This is a genomic window from Marinobacter metalliresistant (genome assembly GCF_038098645.1).
In the GTDB taxonomy this organism is placed as follows: domain Bacteria; phylum Pseudomonadota; class Gammaproteobacteria; order Pseudomonadales; family Oleiphilaceae; genus Marinobacter; species Marinobacter metalliresistant.
Genome location: NZ_CP101118.1, coordinates 1,531,612 through 1,551,413, shown reverse-complemented (window position 1 = coordinate 1,551,413; position 19,802 = coordinate 1,531,612). Strand labels below are relative to the sequence as shown.

Annotated in this window: 20 protein-coding genes; 11 read left to right on the top strand and 9 right to left on the bottom strand. The window is 57.7% G+C overall.

Translation table 11 applies throughout. From position 1 onward, the window contains the following. Positions 1-5 precede the first annotated feature (5 nt). On the top strand, positions 6-371 hold the full coding sequence (locus tag NLK58_RS07185) for a hypothetical protein (protein ID WP_117617877.1): 366 nt from the start codon (positions 6-8) through the stop codon (positions 369-371). A gap of 12 nt (positions 372-383) precedes the next feature. On the opposite strand, the gene NLK58_RS07180 is transcribed toward NLK58_RS07185, so the two are convergent. Then, positions 384-1,709, bottom strand: a complete 1,326-nt coding sequence (locus tag NLK58_RS07180) for an MFS transporter (RefSeq protein WP_341582435.1) — start codon at positions 1,707-1,709, stop codon at positions 384-386. A 138-nt stretch (positions 1,710-1,847) separates the two neighbouring features. On the opposite strand from NLK58_RS07180, the gene NLK58_RS07175 reads away from it, so the two are divergent. From NLK58_RS07175 to NLK58_RS07165, 3 genes are read left to right on the top strand one after another with little or no spacing between them, the layout of a single operon-like run. Beyond that, positions 1,848-2,687: a 23S rRNA (adenine(2030)-N(6))-methyltransferase RlmJ gene (locus NLK58_RS07175; RefSeq protein WP_341582434.1), complete on the top strand. Its 840-nt coding sequence runs from the start codon at positions 1,848-1,850 to the stop codon at positions 2,685-2,687. 34 nt (positions 2,688-2,721) lie between these two features. Beyond that, positions 2,722-3,990 (top strand): hypothetical protein, encoded by a 1,269-nt coding sequence (locus NLK58_RS07170; RefSeq protein WP_341582433.1) that lies wholly within the window; start codon positions 2,722-2,724, stop codon positions 3,988-3,990. Positions 3,991-4,000: 10 nt separating this feature from the next. Further along, entirely contained in the window at positions 4,001-4,804 is an 804-nt protein-coding gene (locus tag NLK58_RS07165; protein ID WP_117617875.1) for a mechanosensitive ion channel family protein, read from the top strand. On the opposite strand, the gene dctP is transcribed toward NLK58_RS07165, so the two are convergent. Continuing rightward, complete coding sequence (dctP, locus tag NLK58_RS07160; protein WP_117617874.1) at positions 4,778-5,884, bottom strand: TRAP transporter substrate-binding protein DctP; 1,107 nt, start codon at positions 5,882-5,884, stop codon at positions 4,778-4,780. The genes NLK58_RS07165 and dctP overlap by 27 nt on opposite strands. A gap of 171 nt (positions 5,885-6,055) precedes the next feature. Between dctP and NLK58_RS07155 the strand changes: the two genes are divergently transcribed. Beyond that, positions 6,056-6,973: a DMT family transporter gene (locus NLK58_RS07155; RefSeq protein ID WP_117617873.1), complete on the top strand. Its 918-nt coding sequence runs from the start codon at positions 6,056-6,058 to the stop codon at positions 6,971-6,973. Continuing rightward, a complete protein-coding gene (locus NLK58_RS07150; protein ID WP_341582432.1) occupies positions 6,963-7,241 on the top strand; it encodes a GIY-YIG nuclease family protein in 279 nt (92 codons plus the stop codon). Before NLK58_RS07155 ends, NLK58_RS07150 begins: the two co-directional genes overlap by 11 nt. Here the strand turns inward: NLK58_RS07150 and NLK58_RS07145 are convergent. Next, positions 7,219-8,112 (bottom strand): alpha/beta hydrolase, encoded by an 894-nt coding sequence (locus tag NLK58_RS07145; RefSeq protein ID WP_341582431.1) that lies wholly within the window; start codon positions 8,110-8,112, stop codon positions 7,219-7,221. The genes NLK58_RS07150 and NLK58_RS07145 overlap by 23 nt on opposite strands. A gap of 94 nt (positions 8,113-8,206) precedes the next feature. Between NLK58_RS07145 and NLK58_RS07140 the strand changes: the two genes are divergently transcribed. Together NLK58_RS07140 and NLK58_RS07135 are read left to right on the top strand one after the other, a co-directional pair. Next, positions 8,207-9,214, top strand: coding sequence for an alpha/beta hydrolase (locus NLK58_RS07140; protein ID WP_117617870.1), 1,008 nt, complete (start codon positions 8,207-8,209; stop codon positions 9,212-9,214). A 43-nt stretch (positions 9,215-9,257) separates the two neighbouring features. Beyond that, positions 9,258-9,914, top strand: coding sequence for an OmpA family protein (locus NLK58_RS07135; protein ID WP_341582430.1), 657 nt, complete (start codon positions 9,258-9,260; stop codon positions 9,912-9,914). A gap of 69 nt (positions 9,915-9,983) precedes the next feature. Here the strand turns inward: NLK58_RS07135 and serA are convergent, their stop codons facing one another. Further along, positions 9,984-11,213 carry a phosphoglycerate dehydrogenase gene (gene serA, locus NLK58_RS07130; protein ID WP_117617868.1) on the bottom strand — a complete coding sequence of 410 codons (1,230 nt, stop codon included), beginning with the start codon at positions 11,211-11,213 and terminating at the stop codon, positions 9,984-9,986. A 190-nt stretch (positions 11,214-11,403) separates the two neighbouring features. On the opposite strand from serA, the gene NLK58_RS07125 reads away from it, so the two are divergent. Next, positions 11,404-12,807 (top strand): FAD-binding oxidoreductase, encoded by a 1,404-nt coding sequence (locus NLK58_RS07125; RefSeq protein ID WP_117617867.1) that lies wholly within the window; start codon positions 11,404-11,406, stop codon positions 12,805-12,807. Next, on the top strand, positions 12,807-13,484 hold the full coding sequence (locus NLK58_RS07120) for a Sir2 family NAD-dependent protein deacetylase (protein WP_117617866.1): 678 nt from the start codon (positions 12,807-12,809) through the stop codon (positions 13,482-13,484). Before NLK58_RS07125 ends, NLK58_RS07120 begins: the two co-directional genes overlap by 1 nt. A gap of 110 nt (positions 13,485-13,594) precedes the next feature. Here NLK58_RS07120 and NLK58_RS07115 read toward each other — a convergent pair whose 3' ends face one another. From NLK58_RS07115 to NLK58_RS07095, 5 genes are all read right to left on the bottom strand, one after another. Next, complete coding sequence (locus tag NLK58_RS07115; protein ID WP_117617865.1) at positions 13,595-14,920, bottom strand: AarF/ABC1/UbiB kinase family protein; 1,326 nt, start codon at positions 14,918-14,920, stop codon at positions 13,595-13,597. Positions 14,921-14,968: 48 nt separating this feature from the next. Beyond that, positions 14,969-15,631: a fumarylacetoacetate hydrolase family protein gene (locus NLK58_RS07110; RefSeq protein WP_341582429.1), complete on the bottom strand. Its 663-nt coding sequence runs from the start codon at positions 15,629-15,631 to the stop codon at positions 14,969-14,971. 23 nt (positions 15,632-15,654) lie between these two features. After that, positions 15,655-16,197 carry an adenine phosphoribosyltransferase gene (locus NLK58_RS07105; protein ID WP_117617863.1) on the bottom strand — a complete coding sequence of 181 codons (543 nt, stop codon included), beginning with the start codon at positions 16,195-16,197 and terminating at the stop codon, positions 15,655-15,657. Positions 16,198-16,227: 30 nt separating this feature from the next. Beyond that, positions 16,228-17,526: an NCS2 family permease gene (locus tag NLK58_RS07100; protein ID WP_117617862.1), complete on the bottom strand. Its 1,299-nt coding sequence runs from the start codon at positions 17,524-17,526 to the stop codon at positions 16,228-16,230. 154 nt (positions 17,527-17,680) lie between these two features. Beyond that, positions 17,681-18,298: a trimeric intracellular cation channel family protein gene (locus NLK58_RS07095; protein ID WP_117617861.1), complete on the bottom strand. Its 618-nt coding sequence runs from the start codon at positions 18,296-18,298 to the stop codon at positions 17,681-17,683. 365 nt (positions 18,299-18,663) lie between these two features. On the opposite strand from NLK58_RS07095, the gene NLK58_RS07090 reads away from it, so the two are divergent. Then, on the top strand, positions 18,664-19,644 hold the full coding sequence (locus NLK58_RS07090; protein ID WP_117617860.1) for an NADPH:quinone oxidoreductase family protein: 981 nt from the start codon (positions 18,664-18,666) through the stop codon (positions 19,642-19,644). Positions 19,645-19,802 lie beyond the last annotated feature (158 nt).

Below are 19,802 nucleotides of genomic sequence, written 5' to 3'. Positions count from 1 at the left end.
TTGCCTTGACTGAGTCGGAATTTATCCCCGCCGATCCGGATCCCGCCTCCCGCAGGTCAGACCCGGCCCGTAACCTGGCCGTTGTGGTTTACATACTTCAGGCGCTGTCGTTTTTCCTGGGGGGCATCACGGGTCTGGTGGGTGTGATCATCAACTATGTCAAACTGGATGATGTGCGCAACACCTGGGTAGAACACCATTTCCGCTGGCAGATCCGCACCTTCTGGATTGGCCTGCTGTGGACGGTGATCGGCATTGTCACCACGCCGCTGATTATCGGCTGGTTTATTCTCCTCGGCGTTTCGATCTGGATTATCTACCGGATCGTCAAAGGGGCCCTGGCACTGAATGATGGCAGGGCGCCGGTCTGAAAGGGCCGGCTATCAATCCCCGGTTACTTCCTTCAGACCCCTGGCACTGAACATCCCAGCCAGCCCCATCAGGCCAAGAACAATAATCACGGCCACCTCCGAGATCATTGAAACAAGGGCAGTCAGACCACCGGTCGCAAGCAGCAGCAATCCGATCACGGTGTTGCTGACAGCGGTGTAGTCTGTGCGCTTGTTTCCGCCGGCCATGTCCACCAGATAGGTTTTGCGACCGAGTCGCACACCGGCGTGGGCAATGCTCAGAACAAAGAAGGCAATGGGGTAGAACCATACACTGCCGATGTTGGTGCCGAGCCAAAGCGCTGTAAATCCAACCACCAGGCATACGCCGCTGGCCATGGCGGCGCCGCGAATCATCACCTTCCGGCTTGAGGTATCGGCAGCCCAGCCCCAGAAACTGGCACTGAGCGAGCTGGCGAGACTGCTGGCCAGCAGGAAAACGCCCAACATCCAGCCAATGTCGGATTCTTTCTGTGCCAGTACGACCAAATAGGGTGAAGCCAGTGCCGAGCTGAGCAGCAGGGCCCGGGTAATCACGAAGTTCCGGAACGGAACGTCATCCCGGAGCAGGGACAGGCTTCGAAATGCCTCGTTGATGGCATTTCCGCCGCCACCGGTTTCGCCTTCGAATTCCTTTACCCCGGCAAACAGCAGGCCGGCGATCACCCAGAGTGCCGCGGCCAACAGCAGAAGTACCGTGTAAAAACCAATGGTCGGATCGCCCCGCTCCCAGAACAGGAGCACTGTAAGAATAACGGTTGCGGTACCACCAATGGTGGACGCCAGCCCCGAGAGCCTTCCCCGGCGGGTTTTCGGGATGCACTTGCCCTGAACATCCTTCATGGACACCGAGCAGAATCCACGGGCCAGTGAAAATGCGATGAGCGAGGCTACGATTCCTCCACCGGCGGCATAACCCTCAAGAAACCACACGCTCGCCGCCATGGTGATGACACTTATCGCCTGGCCGAGACTTCCCAGCGTCCAGAACCACTTCCGAACTGCCCGTCGACGGACCTGGGCCGCGATGACCATTTGCGGCAACATGGAGCCGGATTCCCGGATGGGAACCAGCCAGGCAACCAGCGCGGGTGCCCCAACAGCGCTCATGAGCCAGGCCAGCACGGTTTTCGGGCTGATCAGCAGGTCGCCCAGCTTGGTCAGCACGTTGCTGGCCAGAATCAGAAAGAAATTGCGGGGCACTTCCTGGCAGGCTTCTGCAGGAATATCCTTGCAGACCCGCGCGTCTTCCTCGTTCGCAATCAGAGCGTAGAGCTGATCGATGGCATGCTTTTTCGACGTAGGTTCTTGTGTGGACAAGCGATCGTCCTCCGGGAAAATGAGCACAAAAGCATAACAGCTGATCCTATTTCGCTTAAATGCCGGGTACGGACGGGGTGGCATTGCAGACAATCCTGCGGCTTAATAGGCGCGAGTTCTGACCATTCAGGAAGCCCTATGCTCAGCTATCTACACGCCTTCCACGCCGGAAACTTTGCCGATGTCCAGAAACATGCGGCGCTGACGCTGGCCCTGGCAATGATGCAGGCTAAGAAATCCGGCATTGCCGGCTTTGATACCCATGCCGGCAGTGCCATCTATGACTTGCGCAGTGAAAGAGCCCGGAAAACGGGCGAAGCGGACAGCGGTATCCAGAAACTCTGGAAGGCCCGGGAACAGTTGCGATCGGAGGACTGGCGGCCGGTGCTGGATGTTATGGCACAGTTCAATGCCGGAAGCGGAGAACTGACGGTTTACCCGGGGTCACCTGCCTGGTTTCGGCATTTTCTCCGGGCCGAAGATGGTCTGACCCTGTTTGAGCTCCATCCCGCTGAAGGTGAACAGCTGGCGGACTGGGCGTCTGCTGGCCGGGCCCGCGTGCTAAGGCAGGATGGCCTGGCGGGCCTTCTCAGGCAGTTACCTCCGAAGCAGCCTCGCCTGCTGGCACTGATTGATCCATCCTATGAAATCAAGTCCGATTACCGGGATGTTGCCGAAACTATGGGGAAAGCGTGGCAAAAGTGCCGGCATGGGGTCTATCTTGTCTGGTATCCGGTACTGACCAGTGGTCTTCACGAGCAGTTGAAAGACGCTGTCAGGGCCACCGCTGTCCGTAAGGTGCTGTGCAGTGAGGTGCATCTGCGAACGCCACCGGAGCGGGGCATGACAGGCTCTGGGCTTCTGGTGATTAATCCGCCCTGGGGATTTGATACCCGGTTGTCGGCGATGATGAATGATATTGCCGGTCCCGATGCCCTGAATCTGTCTCATGGAGTCGAGTGGCTGGTGTCTGAATAGCCCGGCCGGTTGACGGTTCGGAGGAGCGATCTGATTGACAGAAAAGCCGGTTCAGAAGATTGAAAGCACCTGTCTGCAGGGTGGCCTCACCCCTGTAGACGAATGGAAAACACCCGAAACCTCCGCCAGGCGGTCACTGAAGGATGCCCTTCTCCACATCCTGGCGCAGATCCGTGCGGGTGTTGTGCAGGAAGACGAAACCTTTGAAAGCCTTGATAACCTGCCTGAATTAGCCCAGTCCGAGCTTCAGGGCCTGGCTCCACAGCCGGATTTCCCGAAGCTGGCAGATGCGCTTTGGAGTGCTCTGGAAGCCAGTCGGTCGGTTGCGCGGTCCAGCCGCGACGTGACCTTTCTTGTGGCGCCTCCATTTTCGGGGGTGCGGTCTGCACTTGAATATTTCCCGGAGCTTCAGGCGGGGAGGAGCAGTGGGACAGATCAATGGTCCCTGATAGCGCCTCCCGAGAATCTATTGCTCGACGATCAGGGCGCCAGGGATTGGTGGGATAGACAGGATCTTTCCCGGCCTTGGGTCATTCCGGAATTGGCCGATTTCTGGCTTCGCCATCTGTCTGGCCTGGCGTTGATTCGTGAATTGCTTCGGCGAGTGGCTGCTGGCGGGCTCGCCCCTGGTCTCATTGGCTGTTCCAGCTGGTGCTGGCAGTTCTGGTCATCCTACTTTGGAGACACCCACCTGGCACCGCTGACTCCGGCACCGATGACGGCCACAATGCTCGGAGACTGGTTTGAATGCCTTGCTTCAGGCACTGGCGGACAGGCAGTGATCGCGCGGATGGCTGATGATGGCTTCTATGTGTTGCCAACGGCGAATCCAGTGCAGGGCAAAAAACACAAACACAGTGGATTTCTCAGGGATCTGGCGTCTGTTGCCCGGGGCAATCCGGGGGTTGCGCTCGCAATCTGGCGGCGGTCACTCAGAGCGCGCCCCGAAGACAACCCGGCAATGGAGAATCTGGCGGAAGAACCTGTTAAAGACGCAAGCTGTGCCCGCTGTTGGGTCGTTCCGTTTGACCAGTTGAGTCTTCCGGCTGTTCCACAGATCCAGGGAGACAGTATTGGTCTTGTTTTACATGCCTTGCTCCTGCATGAGGGGCTGAATACATCGTTCATCGAGCTGGTGACAGGTGTCCAGGAGCCTCAACTGGGTTTCGTGCTGTCCCGGCTGGCCCGCTCAGAGCTGATTGAACAAGTGGAATCCAGCGATTGCTGGAAAGTCACTGCACCTGGATATCCGTCTATCCGGCGACACCTGCAAAGCTGGGGCTTCCCGGTAGACATGTTCTAGGAGATGAATCATGGGTGATCTTGGTATCCAGGAAGCGTTTTCGGCGATTACCTACAAGGCATTGCTGGAGGCACTGGTCGTGGTGCTTGCCGCAACAGCGCTGACCATCGCCATTCAGAAGCTACTTCCGAAAATCGCAGGAAAGCTGGGCGGCAAACCCCGGTTCTACATCCTGGCATCCGTTCCGCTGCTGCGGCTGATCATCATTGTGGGGACCATCATTGTGGTGGTTCCGATCCTGGTGGAACCCTCTTTCGAGAATATGGTGGCCATCTTTGGTGCGCTGGGCCTGGCCCTTGGCTTTGCTTTCAAGGATTACGCCAACAGCCTGATTGCTGGCATCGTGACTCTGTATGAGATGCCTTACCGCCCGGGGGACTGGATAGAAGTGGACGGCAAATACGGGGAAGTGCGTTCGATCGGTGCCCGTGCTGCCGAACTTGTGACACCGGATGACACTGTGGTTGTGATTCCCCATGGCAAGCTTTGGGCGTCACTGATCGCAAATTCCAACGATGGCACGGATAACCTGATGTGTGTGGCGGAATTCAATCTTGAGCCCCACCATGATGTAAGCAGGGTTCTGGGCCTGCTGCGGGATGTGGCCTACACGTGCCCCCACACACGGACGTTTCGGCCAGTGGTGGTTGTGGTTTCCAATAATCCCTGGGGGATGTGTTACCGCCTGAAGGCTTATCCGGTTGAGCTGAAGGACCAGTTTCGCTTTATCTCCGAATTGACGGCCCGGGGGGCAAGTGCACTGGCTGCCGAGGGAGTCAGTTTTGTTTCAGCCCCCGTTGCCGGAAACCGCTGATTCGCGGCTTCCGGCTTCGAACTCCTCAATCAGCTGAAGCAGCTTTTCCAGGATTTTCTGCCCACTTTCTCCGGTGCGTTCCAGATAAATGTCCCGCACCGGCCTGCTCGCCTCACGAAAAGCCTTCCGTTCCGCATCGGTGAGCCGAACAACGCTCAGTTGACCCTCTTCCAGCATTTTCTCAAGCCGTGTCTGATTGAGCTCTTCCTGGGTTTTCCAGGCAATTTCCGCGACATCTTTCAGGGCGTTGTCCAGCCATTGTTTCTGGTTTTCCGGTAATGAGTCGTACCACTCCAGATTTGAGATAACCGACGAGACAAACTGTGCGGGCCGTGCAAGGGTCAGCGTACTCTGGACTTCATGGAAATCCATTTCCTCAATCGCAAAAACGGGATTGCTCTGGCCATCAATCTTCCGGAGCTGGAGATCACTGTATACCTGCGAATAGGGAATCTGGCTGGGTTCGGCACCGTAAGCGCGATAGGCTTCTTCGGCCATATTGGAGGTCATGGTTCGGATCCGGAGTCCCTGGAAATCTTCCGGGGTGCGCAGAGCCTTATCCGCCGTCCAGGCCATCCAGCCTTCCGGAACGAAGCCCAGCAATTTCATGTTCTGGCGCGCGTAGGGCTGCTCAAACAGACCGGTCAGTTCCGGGCTTGCCAGCAGTTGCCGGGTGATTTGGGAGTCTTCGGGCAGAATAAAGTGCAGGGTGAAGATGCCCGCTTCCGGCACCTTGTCGGCCAGGTGCCCGGGTGAGGCGAAAGCGAGGTTTACCGAACCGTTCCGGACCAGTTCGGTGAGCTGGGTCGAGGTTCCGAGGGAGCCGTAAGGGAAGATGTCTATCAGAATCCTGCCGTCGGAACGCTCCTCAATGCGCTCTTTCAGGGCCTCGGCGTAGGCATGCTGAACACTGCCCTCAATCTCTTCCAGGGCAAACCGCCAGGTGACGGGATACTCGGGCGGCTCTGGGGTTCCGGCCGTGCTGTCCCCGTTGCCGGCATTCTGGTTGTCCGAGCATCCGGCCAACGCCAATACCAAGGCGGCGCACAGTGGCCAAAACCTGAAACGGAACGTGTGCATAACGGGAACTCCAGTTCTCTCGGTCCTTGTTTGATATCGATATACAAGGTAACACAAGAACACCTGCGGTCGTGGGTAACAGGGTGCGATTGGATTACACTGTCGCCCAAAACGATTCAGGGACTATGGGAGTGACTCGATGGGGCTTCAGTTGCCGGCCGGAGGCGGGGAATGACGAACCAGAAACAGGCCATGCTGTATGGCCTTGGCACGGTACTGTTGTGGTCAACGGTAGCAACGGCGTTCAAGCTTTCCCTGCGGGAGATGGCACCCCTCCAGATGCTGCTGGTTGCGAGTAGTGCGTCGGTTTTGGTGATGGCGTTAATCCTGATGCTCCAGGGCCGTTGGCATCTGGCGTTTTCCCTGAGCCGGAAGCAGTACGCCCAGTCCTTTGGTATGGGCCTGATCAATCCCTGCCTTTACTACCTGGTGCTGTTCGGAGCCTTTGATCGCCTGCCCGCTCAGGAAGCGCAACCGCTGAACTATACCTGGGCACTGGTGCTGGCCTATCTGTCCGTTCCCTTCCTGGGCCAGCGGCTGCGCAAGCTGGATATTCTGGCGGGCCTTGTCTGTTACGCCGGAGTGGTGGTAATCGCAACCCGTGGCGCCATCTCAACCCTGGGCTTTTCCGATCCTGTCGGGGTGTCTCTTGCCCTGGGCAGTACCGTGATCTGGGCGTCCTACTGGATTATTGCCACGCGGGATACCCGTGATCCGGTGGTTGGGCTGTTTCTGAACTTTTTGTTCGGGCTGCCGGTCATTTTTCTGATCTGCTGGTGGGCCGAAGGCTTGTCTTTTGTTTATGTTACCTCTGGTACGTCGCTTGTGGCGGCGGTCTATGTCGGTGTATTCGAGATGGGCGTTGCCTTTGTTCTATGGTCCTACGCCATGAAAAAGGCGGAAAACACGTCAAAAGTCAGTAACCTTATCTTCATTTCTCCGTTCCTGTCCCTGGTGTTCATCCATTTCATACTGGGCGAGCAGATTCTGCCCTCGACCTACATCGGGCTTGTTCTGATTGTGGCGGGTCTCTGGCTTCAGCAGAAAAAGGTCAAAGCCAGGGAGGAGGCCCTTGCCCATGGCGGCTAACTGGTTCGTCTACATGGTACGGACTGCCCGGGGCGCGCTTTATACCGGTATCACCACCGACGTGGCGCGACGTTTCCAGGAGCACCAGGCGGGCACCCCGAAGGGCGCCCGGAGTCTGCGGGGAAAAGGGCCCCTTGAGCTGGTGTTCAGCACCGCCGCCGGAGACCGGAGCCGGGCTTCAAAGCTGGAATGGCATATCAAACAATGGCCCCGGTCACGGAAAGAGGCGCTTGCCCGGGGCGAGTTCAGCCTGCCAGATGACGTTTGATGTGTTCCCCGGCGGTTTCCATGGCGGCGGTTGCGCGATCGAGCTGACCGCTGTGCACCTGGAATACGTGCCAGAGGCTGTTGAAGACCTCAAGCCGGGTTTGCACATTATCCCGGTTCGCAGCGTCGGCCAGGCGTTCGGCATCGTTCAGCAGGATTTCCTGGCTGCCTACCTGAATCAGTAAAGGGGGCAGACCGCTCAGGTCACCAAAAATTGGTGAAATAAGTGGGTTGGTCAGGGGTTCCTGACCGGCATACAGCCTGGCAGCCTTGCTGGTCCAGCGTGCCTGGAGTACCGGCTCGCATTCCGGCGCATAGAGCTGTTCCTGGGTCAGGTCCACCCAGGGTGAAAACACGGTCAGTGACGCCGGCAGTGGCAGCCCCTTGTCGCGCAGGCGCATGGCGAGCGCAATCGACAGGCCACCACCGGCGGAATCGCCGGCGACGGCGATCTGCTCCGGTTTGTAACCCTCTTCAAGCAGGCCATTCCAGCAGGCTTCGGCGTCATCCAGAGCGGCGGGGAAGGGATTTTCGGGCGCCAGCCGGTAATCCGGCGTAACGACAGAGCAGCCGCTGGTTTTGGCCAGGTGGCCGGTCATTCCACGATGAGTGGCGGAGGATCCGATGATGTAGCCGCCACCGTGCAGGTACAGCACTGCTCCGTAAGGGTTGTTTCCGTAGGTTGTCCGGGTTGCCGGTACCCCGCCAACGGCGGCTTTCTGAAACCGGGCGCCCCGCGGTGGTATCGAACTGCGATATGCCTGGCTGACAATTCTTCTCTGGAGTGAAACCGGAACCGCTGGGTTGAGGACTGGTTTCACCAGACTGTTCATCGTCTGGCGCAACCCTGTCTCGAGAAGCTGTTGCAACATCTGTGGTATACCCTCGCTATGGGTTAGGCCCGCTATAGGTTAGGATTGAGAGCCGGAAACTTATAACTCATCCATGACAGGCGTTTAACTCTACGTGTACTGGAAAACAGATACCATAGAAATACCGGATTGGGACAGACACTCGCTTCTGGACAGGCTCGAACCATTTGATCCCGCTCACTCACGGGAACTCCGTGAGGAGATGGTCGCCTACTGCCGTTTTTACGGCCTTGATCTCTGGGTCGAGCATCCGGAGGTAAATTACCATCAGGGCTATATCAAGGCGGGTGGTCACGAGGTTATGGTGCACTATTTCCGGCTCCCGGACGCGAAGCCGGGCCGGGGCACGGTGTTTATCCTGCACGGCTACTTCGATCATGTCGGGCTCTACAGCCAGTTGATTGAACGGTGCATTGGAGCGGGATTTGATGTGCTGGCCTATGATCAGCCGGGCCATGGCCTGTCCAGTGGCACACCGGCGGCGATTGACAGCTTTCTGGAGTATCAGGGGGTCCTGGCAGACGTTTTGGCGCGGGCCAGGGGCAAGGTCCGTGAGCCGTGGTTTGCGGTCGGGCAGAGCACCGGGGGTGCGATCCTGATCGACTATCTGTTATCCAACCAGCACGATCAGGCCTCATCCGATTTCCGCAACGTGGTCTTGCTGGCGCCGCTGATAAGGCCTATGGGCTGGCTCGGAGCCAAAACGCTCCACAGCCTGGTAAAACCATTTATCTCCCGCTGGCGTCGGGTGTTTGCGGAAAACAGCGGCAACACCAGGTTCCTCCGATTTTTGCGGGAACACGATCCGCTTCAGGCCCGCGCCGTCCATGTGGACTGGGTGAGTGCCCTTCGGAGATGGGTCCCGCACATCGAATCGGCCAGGCCAGTCGATTTTCCGGTGACGGTGGTGCAGGGTGAAAAGGATCTCACGGTAGACTGGCAGCACAATCTGCGCATTATCCGGAATAAATTTTCCTCAGTAGAGGAACTGAGAATCCCTGACGGACGTCATCATCTTGTGAACGAAGCTCAGGATTTGCAGGCAACCGTATTCAACACCATCATTGACACATTCACGAACTCGGCAGCAGAAGTCCGCTAAACCAAAGAGGGCCTGCTGAAGCAATCAGGTACAGGAGAAAACTGTGAAGAAGACGATTCTTGCGTTTGCGGTGACAACTTTCGGTCTCGCCGGTTGTATGACCTACGACCCGTACACCGGCGAGGAAAAGACATCGAGTGCGACCAAGGGCAGTATTATTGGCGCCATTGGCGGTGCGGCCATAGGTGCCGCAACCTCCAGCAAGAGTGACCGCGGCAAAGGCGCGCTGATTGGTGCGGCCAGTGGTGCGGCGATTGGTGGCGGTATCGGTTACTACATGGACAAGCAGGAAGCAGAGCTGCGCCGGAAGCTGGAAGGCACCGGTGTTCGCGTGGTTCGAAACGGCGATCAGATCGAGCTGGTGATGCCGGGTAATATCACCTTCGATCTGAATGAGTCCAGCATCAAGCCCGCGTTCAGCGGCACCCTGGAGTCCGTGGCTCTGGTCCTGATGGAATACGACAAGACCATCATTCAGATTGAGGGGCACACCGACAGCTCGGGCTCTGACAGCTACAACCAGCTGCTCAGTGAGCGTCGTGCCTCATCCGTCAGGGATTTCCTGCTGAATCAGGGCATTGCGCCCAAGCGCACCCGCGCCGTTGGTTATGGGGAGCGCTACCCGGTGGCCTCCAACGACACGCCAGCCGGTCGTGAGCAGAACCGTCGCGTTGAACTGACCCTGGTGCCCATGCGATAAGCCGGGCACTCGAAGCCATAAAAAAACCGGAGGGCATGCGCCTCCGGTTTTTTCGTTTCAGGCCGTGGTTCAGAACAGGACGCGGCAGCGGATCGTTCCCTTCACCTTGAGCAGCTTCTCCAGTGCCAGCTCGCCGTAGTCCTTGTCAACATCAATCACCACGTAGCCAATGTCTTCCTTGGTCTGCAGGTACTGACCACACACGTTGATGTCATTTTCCGAGAATACCCGGTTGATCTCGGACATCACGCCCGGCACGTTCTCGTGGATGTGCAGCAGACGGTGCTGGTTGGGGTGTGACGGCAGCGCAACTTCCGGGAAGTTCACCGAAGAAACCGATGTGCCGTTGTCGCTGTACATGGCCAGCTTTTCCGCCACCTCACGGCCGATGTTCTCCTGGGCCTCGATGGTGGAGCCGCCCACGTGCGGGGTCAGAATCACGTTATCGAATTCCCGCAGCGGAGAAACAAACTCTTCGTCATTGGACTTCGGTTCCACCGGGAACACATCAATGGCGGCGCCCAGAAGCTTGCCGCTACCCAGGGCATCGGCAAGGGCGTCGATGTCGACAACGGTGCCGCGGGAGGCATTCATCAGGATGCTTCCAGGCTTCATCTGGGCAAACTGCTCGGCCTTGAACATGTACTTGGTGGCCGGCGTTTCCGGCACGTGCAGGCTGACCACATCGGCAATGTTGAGCAGTTCCTGCAGGGTGCCCACCTGGGTGGCGTTGCCGATCGACAGCTTGGAAACCACATCATAGAAGTACACGTCCATGCCCAGGCCTTCGGCCAGGACGCTGAACTGGGTGCCGATGTTGCCGTAGCCGATAATGCCCAGCTTTTTGCCGCGAATTTCGTAGCTGTCCTTCGCGGACTTCAGCCATTCGCCGCGGTGGGCCTTGGCGTTCTTCTCAGGCACGCCCCGCAGCAGCAGGATCGCCTGGGCCAGAACCAGTTCCGCAACGCTCCGGGTGTTGGAGAAGGGCGCGTTAAATACCGCAACGCCCCGACGGGTGGCCGCCTGCAGATCCACCTGGTTGGTGCCGATACAGAAACAACCCACGGCCACCAGTTTCCTGGCAGCTTCAAATACTTTCTCGGTCAGCTGGGTACGAGAGCGAATCCCGATGAAGTGCGCATCGGCAATCTTCTCTATCAGGTCTTCCTCAGCCAGCGAGTGAGTCAGATACTCGATGTTGGTGTAGCCCGCAGCATTCAGGGTATCAATGGCAGATTGATGCACGCCTTCCAGCAGCAGAATCCGGATTTTGCTCTTCTCAAGAGACGTATTTGACATGGGCTTGCTTCCGAACCTTTCGTCACGTGAAATGACCCGTGGCCAGTGATCGTCAGGGCTGGCTCACAGAACAGGGGCGGTATGATACCATAAACGCAGACTTTCACAGTGCGCCGGTTTGTCTGAATCAACTGACTGTGATTCCTGTTGCAGGATGCCCCGGCCCAAACCTGACGAGACCGACGAATCCATGAATTCCGAACAGATCATTGCTTCCCTCAAAGACCTGGTGGCCTCCGGAGATGCCCCTGGAAAGGTACTGACCGACCCGGCGGATCTGGACACCTACGGCAAGGACTGGACCCGGATCTATCCGCCCAATCCCCTGGCGATTGTGTTGCCCAAGACCACTGAACAGGTCCAGGCGCTGGTGAAGTTTGCCAATGCGAATCAGGTGGCATTAGTGCCCTCCGGTGGCAGGACAGGTCTGAGCGCGGGTGCCGTGGCAGCCAACGGCGAAGTGGTTGTGGCGTTCGACAACATGAACCGGATTCTGGATTTCAATGCCAGTGATCGCACGGTCCGTTGTCAGGCCGGCGTTGTGACTGAGCAGTTGCAGAATGCTGCCGAGGAAAACGGCCTCTATTACCCGGTGGATTTTGCCTCCGCCGGTTCCAGCCAGCTTGGTGGCAATCTCTCCACCAACGCAGGCGGCATCAAGGTGATCCGCTATGGCATGAGCCGGGATTGGGTTGCCGGCCTGAAAGTGGTGACCGGTAAGGGCGATATCCTGGATCTGAACAAGGATCTGGAAAAGAACAACACTGGCTATGATCTTCGCCATCTGTTTATAGGTGCGGAAGGTACCCTGGGCTTTATCACCGAGGCCACCATGAAGCTCTCCCGCAAACCGGACAACCTGACGGTGCTGGTTCTGGGCCTGAACGACCTGGCCAATACCATGGATGTGCTACAGACCTTTCAGAAGAAGATTGACCTCACTGCCTACGAGTTCTTTTCTCACCAGGCCATGGGCCATGTTCTGGCCCACGGCCAGGTGCAGGCGCCGTTCGAGACAGAGGCGCCTTACTATGCATTGCTGGAGTTTGAAGCGGTCTCCGACCAGGTTATGGACGATGCCATGGGCCTGTTCGAGCAATGCATGGAAAACGGCTGGGTGCTGGATGGCGTAATCAGTCAGAGTGAGACCCAGGCCCGGAACCTGTGGCAGCTGCGGGAACGGATTTCCGAATCGATTGCGCCCCGCACCCCCTATAAGAACGACATTTCGGTCGTGGTTTCCAAGGTTCCCGGTTTCCTGCAGGAAATTGACGAGGTGGTCACCGAGCATTACCCCGATTTCGAGATCATCTGGTTTGGCCATATCGGCGACGGCAACCTTCACCTGAACATTCTCAAGCCAGAGGATATGGCCAGGGAGGACTTTTTCGAGAAGTGTCAGCAGGTGAACAAGTGGGTGTTTGAGATTGTTGAGCGCTACCAGGGCAGTGTTTCTGCCGAACACGGTGTTGGCATGACCAAGAAGCCCTATCTGAAGTACACTCGCAGTGAGGCGGAAATCGCTTATCTGAAAGGGATCAAGCGGGTTTTCGACCCCAATGGCATTATGAACCCGGGCAAGATTTTCGACTGATGCAGGATCACATCGTTGTACTGACAGGCGCTGGTATCAGCGCCGAAAGCGGCCTCTCCACTTTCCGGGATAACGGCGGATTGTGGGAGCAGCACAGTGTCTACGATGTGGCCACGCCCGAGGCGTTTGCCCGTAATCAGGAGCTGGTGCTGCGGTTCTACAACGACCGCCGGCGCCAGCTGGAATCCGCACAACCCAACCAGGCGCATCGCCTGCTGGCGGAGCTGGAGCAGTGTTACCGGGTAACGGTGATCACCCAGAACGTCGATGATCTCCACGAACGTGGTGGTGCCAGCAACGTGATCCATCTCCACGGTGAGCTCACCAAGGCCCGCAGCTCAAGGTACCCCGAGCTGGTGTATGACATAGGCTACCGGGACATAAACCCCGGCGACGCTTGCCAGAGGGGTGCCCAGTTGCGCCCGCACATCGTCTGGTTTGGCGAGGAAGTCCCCATGCTGGAAAAAGCCGCCGAAATTGTCCGCACGGCGGATCACCTGCTGATCGTGGGAACGTCTCTCCAGGTTTATCCAGCCGCCGGGCTGGTTTACGAAGTGGACAGGGATGTGCCCATTACGGTCATTGATCCGGGTGAGCCGGCTTCGGTGTCCCGGGCCCGGGTTATTCGTAAGGGGGCCGTTGAGGGTGTGGCTGATTGGGTAAATAGCTTAGGGTAACTCTGCACAATGGGCTGAATCGGGATGAGGCTCCTAAAACTGTGCGGAGCCATGGATGGCGGAGCCCAAGCGTCACATGGATGTGCCGCAAGGAGCGTGTTTTGGGAGCCTCATCCCGGTTCAGCCTGCTCCGAAATCCCAAGGTATTTTTCCAGTTCCGAGCGGAACGCCGCCTGAACGCCCAGCCGCTTCAGCATCCAGTAATGGCCGGCGATCATCCGGTCGATAAAAATACTCTCTACCGGTGGTTTGAAATAGTCGAGATATTTGAAAACAGTGCTGGTTTTCGCGGCCACCCGCTTGTGAATTTCGGATTCGCCAAAGTCATAGGGCTCGTCGTGTTCGAACGGCACCACGAGTATATCCCGCCACATGGCGTAGTAGGCTCCATCCACCGCTGGTTGGCTGCCGACCCGGGCGCCGAGGTCAATGAGGTAGCTGTCCAGGGCTTCATAATCCTCGTTCAGGGCGGCCACCAGGGCGTTGCGGTAAGCCTCGACAATCTCCGGTTTCAGTTTCTTCACGCACCCGAAGTCGTACACGATGATGGTTCCGTCGGGACGGTAGGCGAAGTTGCCGGCATGGGGGTCGCCGTGGATACACTGGAAGCGGAACAACTGGTCTGCCATCAGGGTGAAGATCCGGTGGCCGATCAGGTTGATGGTGTCCTGGTTGTACCGGTCACGGGTGACTTTGCTGACATGGTCGCCCTCAACCAGTTCCATTGTAAGGACACGACGGGTTGAATGGCTTTCCGCCACAGCGGGAATAAGGACCCACGGCTGGTTCTCGTGGAATTGGCGGAAGAGTTCTATATTCCTCGCTTCATTCTCATAGTCCAGTTCCTCTTTGAGCCGCTCACGAATCTCCGCGAACAGACGGTCAACAGATTCCCTGGGCATCTTCAGCAAGCCACCCAGTTTCAGGGCCATACGCAGTTGCTTCAGATCGGAATCGCAGGACTCGTCCACACCGGGGTACTGAACTTTCACAATGACATCGGTACCGTCCTGCAGCCGCGCCCGGTGCACCTGGCCGATTGAGGCTGCGGCGTAAGGGGTTTCCTGCAGATATTCGAACAGTTCGGGGACCGGTTTTCCCAACTCTGACTCAATCTGCTCGACGATCACCTCAAACGGCATCGGAGGCGCTTCTCTCTGCAGCTTCTCCAGCGCGTCTGAAAACTCCCTGGGCAGAAAATCCTGGGTCTGGGAGGCAATCTGGCCCACCTTCATAACCGCGCCCTTGAGCTCTCCGAGGGTGTCGGCAATCTGGTCCGCCATGCGGGTGTAACTCTCGCTCTGGGCGCCTTCATCATTTTCTGTTCGGAACAGTCGGCGCGCGCGCTGGCCTGCATACTGCCCTGCGACAGAGGCCGTCATGCCTGCGAGTTTGAAAAAGCGCCCACTTCGGGAGGTTACCGGTTTCTTTGCCATAACAGAGGTACGCCTTTGACCGGATTCGGGTTTAGTCGGGCCTGCACGTTAAACCACTTTGGTCTCCACGAACAGCAGGTCTTCCAGTTCCAGTGACAGAGTCTGGCCGGAGTCCAGCGGGCCGACGCCCCTGGGGGTGCCGGTCAGGACGATATCACCGGGCAGCAAAGTGAACTGGCTGCTGATGTGGGCAATCAGGGGCGCCACCGGATTGAGCATGTCCCGGGTGTCGCCGGTTTGCTGGCGGCTGCCATCGATGTCCAGCGTGAAGTGAATATTGCCACCGGCAAACTTCTCGGCGGCCACGAAGGGCGAAAGTGGGCAGGCACCGTCAAAGGCTTTGGCCCGCTCCCAGGGCTGGCCTTTTTCCTTGAGCCTGCTTTGCAGGTCCCGCAGCGTCAGGTCCAGCGCCAGACCGTATCCGAGGATGGCGGCTTCGGCCTCACTGGCCGTGGCATTGGTCAGGGGGCGGCCAATGAGTACGGCCAGCTCGGTCTCAAAGTGAACCGCACCTTTGTCTCTGGGGAAGTCCAGCGGGCGGGTGATGTGGACAGCTGAGGTAGCGGGTTTGATGAACAGCAATGGCTCATCAGGCACCGGATTATTCAGTTCCTTCGCGTGCTCGGCGTAATTGCGGCCAATGCAGACGATCTTGCCCAGAGGCAGATGAACGGGTGTGCCGTCCTTCCAGTGGTGTTGGTAATCCGGCATGGTCGCCTCCTGTTTGCTGTTGGTTATTCCCCTTCAAAAGAGCACACAGTATAAACCTGAAGCCCCTCATCCTGCAGCTTCCGTGAGCCTCCGAGATCGGGCAGATCAATCATGGCGGCGACTTCCACAATCTCCGCACCGATCCGCCGGATCAGGCGGCTTGCCGCCAGCATGGTGCCGCCCGTGGCAATCAGGTCATCCACCAGTACGACTTTGTCACCGGACTTGAACGCATCCTTATGCAGCTCGACGGAGGCCGTGCCGTACTCCAGCTCGTAGTCTTCAACCAGGGTGTCGAATGGCAACTTGCCCTTCTTGCGAACCAGTACCAGAGAGGCGTTCAGCTCATAGGCCAGTGCCGAGCCAATGATAAAGCCACGGGCATCAACGGCGGCGACAGCGTCAATCCTGTGGCCGTGGTAGCGATGTACAAAGGCATCAATCAGCTTCCGGAAGGCGGTCTTGTCCTGAAGTACCGTGGTGATGTCGCGGAAGGCGACACCGGGCTTCGGCCAGTCCGGTACGGTGCGAATAGCTGTTTTGATGCTCTCTGAGAAATAATCCATAACAGATCCGGTAGTTGTTCCGGCCGCGGGCTATGCCACGTCCAGGAAAATGAATTTCAGGATAAAGACAACGGCAATAATAGCAACACTGGGATTCAGGTCAGACCAGCGGCCACTCAGTGCCTTCAGAAGGGCGTAGGTGATAAAGCCCAGGGCAATGCCGTTGGCGATGGAAAAGGTCAGCGGCATCATCAGCGCGGTGACCACCGCGGGAGCGGCATCGGTAACGTCGTCCCAGTCGATCAGCTTGAGACCGCTGGCCATCAGAACGGCCACATAAAGCAGTGCTGGTGCCGTGGCGTAGGCCGGGATAATACTGGCAATCGGTGACAGCAGAAGACTGGCCAGGAACAGCGTCGCTACTACCACTGCAGTCAGGCCGGTACGGCCGCCGGCGGAAATACCGGCTGTGGATTCAATGTAACTGGTGGTGGTCGAGGTGCCAAGCGCGGCACCGGACATGGTGGCGACGGAATCCGACATCAGCGCGCGGCCAAGCCGAGGGAGCTTGTCGTCCTTGTCCAGTAGTCCGCCACGCTGGGCAGCACCGATGAGCGTTCCGGAGGTGTCAAACAGATCAACGAAAAGGAACGCAAAGACCACGCTGATCATACCCACGTTCAGGGCACCGGCCACGTCCAGTTGCATAAAGGTAGGGGCCAGACCCGGAGGTGCTGATACGAGGCCTTTGTATTCCACCATGCCCAGTGCCATCGCAACGCCGGTGACCGCAACAATGCCGATCATCACCGCACCGGTTACCTGTCGGAACGACAGTGCACAGATCAGCACAAAGCCGCCAAAGAACAACAGACTCTCTGCCACCTTGACTTCACCGAGACCGACCAGCGTTGCCGGGTGGTCGACCACAATGCCGGCGTTCTTCAGGGCGATCAGGGCCAGGAAGAAACCAATACCCGCCGAAATGCCGAAACGCAGGGACATGGGAATACTGTTAATGATCCATTCCCGGATCTTGAAAATGCTCAGCAGGAAGAACAGGAAGCCGGACAGGAATACTGCCCCCAGCGCCACCTGCCAGCTGTAGCCCATGCTGCCAACTACGGTGAAGGAGAAAAAGGCGTTCAGCCCCATGCCGGGCGCCAGCGCAATCGGGTAGTTGGCCCACAGACCCATGATCAGGGTGCCAATTACGGCAGCCAGACACGTGGCAACAAAGATGGCCCCGAAATCCATGCCGGCGGAAGAAAGGATGCTGGGGTTGACCACGATGATGTAGGCCATGGTCAGGAAGGTGGTTATGCCCGCGACCACTTCTTTACGAACAGTGGTGCCGTGGGCCTGGAGTTGGAACAGTCGTTCAAGCATGACGGGTGTCTGCCTCGCAGGATGCTGAAAGTTGGTGTTTGGGGGCTGATCTGAATGGAAAACGTGGAGTGCATGAAAAAAAACGGCAATCTTACCGGCTGGTTGGCCCAGGGCCAAGGGATGATTGACAGTTTGTTACATCCGAAAAGTGCGGTCAGTTTCCGTGAGGGTCCCGCTGCAGCCGGATATCAAACCGCACCGCAAGCATGCGCACGAGTGTGATAAACAGCAGCCCAATGGTCAGGGACAGGGTTTCGTTCTCAAGGAACCACTGGCACACGAAATACAGCCAGCACCCGGCGAAGGAAATGGATGCGTAGATCTGGTCCTTGCGGAATATGTAGGGTACCTCGTTACACAGAGTGTCCCGAAGTGCGCCACCAAAGGTGCCGGTCATCACCCCGAGAAGCGAGGCGATAAACCAGGAGTGCCCCATATCGAGAGCCAGTTGAGCGCCCAGTATGGAAAAGACACCGAGGCCGATGGCGTCAGGGAATACGATTCTGGACTCGCGAATCCGCTCGGCCCGATTCCAGTAACTGAACACAATCGCCATACCCAGAATCAGAATGGGCTGTTCCTGGTGCTTGATCCAGTAAACCGGGTGGTTGTCCATGATCATGTCCCGGAGGGTGCCGCCGCCGAGGGCCGTAATGAATCCGATGGTAAACACGCCGACAGGGTCCATATTCTTGGAACGCGCCATGATCATGCCGGAAATGGCAAACGCGATGATTCCAATCATTTCAAGCACGTAGATGACGTCGAGCATGGCGGGCCCTGAATAGTGAACAAGGAGTGGCCTGGCGGCGAATTTCCGAGCGCGAAGGATAGCGGAAAACGCCTTTTGGTTCATCTTCAGGGGTTGGTTGGCAAAATGGGCAATCTGACGGACTGTGATCCATGACGCAGAGGTATCTTGTATCCAACTTACCTTTGTTCTGCTGTACGTCCTGCTGTACGGAGCCGTTATGTCCCTGATGCGTCTGGCCGGTAAGTGGAAGGAAATAAGCAGGGCTTATGGGGTTCAATAAGAGAACTTTATTTGCTTCATGGTTAGACTGTGTTTAGCTTGACGGGTATCAAGTAGCAGGCAAACCCCGGCCTGAAACCCGATCAAATACCAACGGAGAGCCCATGAAAGCCATCCTCTGCAAGGAATACGGCCCGGCCGAAAAGCTCGTCATCGAAGACGTGCCCAGCCCGGATGTTAAAGGTCACGGTGTGAAGGTGCGCGTTAAAGCTGCGGGCCTGAACTTCCCGGATACCCTGATTATTGAGGGCAAGTACCAGCTTAAACCCAACATGCCGTTTTCACCGGGCGGCGAGATGTCCGGTGAGGTTATCGGCGTTGGTGAGAAAGTTACCCGTTTCAACGTGGGTGATCGGGTAGCTGGCCTGACCGGTTACGGTGCTTTTGCCGAAGAAGTTGTAGTTCCCGAGCAGAACCTGCTGCCAATTCCCGAAGGCATGTCTGATGAAAAGGCCGCCGCTTTCACAATGGTCTACGCCACCTCCTATTACGCACTCAAGCAGCGGGCAAACCTCCAGCCTGGCGAGACGCTTCTGGTACTCGGCGCCAGCGGTGGTGTCGGTCTGGCGACGGTGGAACTGGGCAAAGCCATGGGTGCGAAAGTCATCGCCGCCGCCAGCTCCGCCGAGAAACTCGCCGTCGCAAAAGCCGCCGGTGCTGATGAACTGATTAACTACACCGAAGAGCCTCTGAAAGACGCTGTCAAGAAGCTCACGAAGAGCAAAGGCGTGGATGTGATCTACGATCCCGTTGGCGGTGACTTCACCGAACAGGCCCTGCGGGCTATGGCCTGGAACGGCCGCCACCTCATAATCGGCTTTGCCGCCGGTGATATTCCGAAGATTCCGGCGAATCTCACCCTGCTGAAAGGCTGTTCTGTGGTCGGCGTGTTCTGGGGCAGCTTTACCCAGCGCGAGCCTGAGGCCAGTGCCCAGAACATGATGGAGCTGATGAAGCTCTACGGCGAAGGCAAAATTGATCCGAAAATCAGCGAAGTCTTTGAGTTCGAGGACTTCGCCAAGGCTCTGGGGGCGTTGACCGAACGGCGGGCTACCGGGAAGGTTGTGCTGAAAGTCGGCTCTTGAGTTATAACGTAGCCTGATGGCTGGGGGGGGAGGTTGACGGTTGGAGCCCCCTCCCAAAAAACGCTACAAGCACATCCATGTGCGCTTGGGCTCCGCCATCCATGGCTCCGCACATTTTTGGGAGGGGGCTCCAACCGCCAACGTCCAGCAATGGAGAT

Excerpts from the sequence above, each read along its gene's own strand:
- NLK58_RS07175 (WP_341582434.1), top strand. The coding sequence starts at position 1,848 with ATGCTCAGCTATCTACACGCCTTCCACGCCGGAAACTTTGCCGATGTC.
- serA (WP_117617868.1), bottom strand. The coding sequence starts at position 11,213 with ATGTCAAATACGTCTCTTGAGAAGAGCAAAATCCGGATTCTGCTGCTG.
- NLK58_RS07090 (WP_117617860.1), top strand. The coding sequence starts at position 18,664 with ATGAAAGCCATCCTCTGCAAGGAATACGGCCCGGCCGAAAAGCTCGTC.
- NLK58_RS07115 (WP_117617865.1), bottom strand. The coding sequence starts at position 14,920 with ATGGCAAAGAAACCGGTAACCTCCCGAAGTGGGCGCTTTTTCAAACTC.
- NLK58_RS07095 (WP_117617861.1), bottom strand. The coding sequence starts at position 18,298 with ATGCTCGACGTCATCTACGTGCTTGAAATGATTGGAATCATCGCGTTT.
- dctP (WP_117617874.1), bottom strand. The coding sequence starts at position 5,884 with ATGCACACGTTCCGTTTCAGGTTTTGGCCACTGTGCGCCGCCTTGGTA.
- NLK58_RS07145 (WP_341582431.1), bottom strand. The coding sequence starts at position 8,112 with ATGTTGCAACAGCTTCTCGAGACAGGGTTGCGCCAGACGATGAACAGT.
- NLK58_RS07105 (WP_117617863.1), bottom strand. The coding sequence starts at position 16,197 with ATGGATTATTTCTCAGAGAGCATCAAAACAGCTATTCGCACCGTACCG.
- NLK58_RS07110 (WP_341582429.1), bottom strand. The coding sequence starts at position 15,631 with ATGCCGGATTACCAACACCACTGGAAGGACGGCACACCCGTTCATCTG.
- NLK58_RS07165 (WP_117617875.1), top strand. The coding sequence starts at position 4,001 with ATGGGTGATCTTGGTATCCAGGAAGCGTTTTCGGCGATTACCTACAAG.
- NLK58_RS07155 (WP_117617873.1), top strand. The coding sequence starts at position 6,056 with ATGACGAACCAGAAACAGGCCATGCTGTATGGCCTTGGCACGGTACTG.
- NLK58_RS07125 (WP_117617867.1), top strand. The coding sequence starts at position 11,404 with ATGAATTCCGAACAGATCATTGCTTCCCTCAAAGACCTGGTGGCCTCC.
- NLK58_RS07150 (WP_341582432.1), top strand. The coding sequence starts at position 6,963 with ATGGCGGCTAACTGGTTCGTCTACATGGTACGGACTGCCCGGGGCGCG.
- NLK58_RS07100 (WP_117617862.1), bottom strand. The coding sequence starts at position 17,526 with ATGCTTGAACGACTGTTCCAACTCCAGGCCCACGGCACCACTGTTCGT.
- NLK58_RS07120 (WP_117617866.1), top strand. The coding sequence starts at position 12,807 with ATGCAGGATCACATCGTTGTACTGACAGGCGCTGGTATCAGCGCCGAA.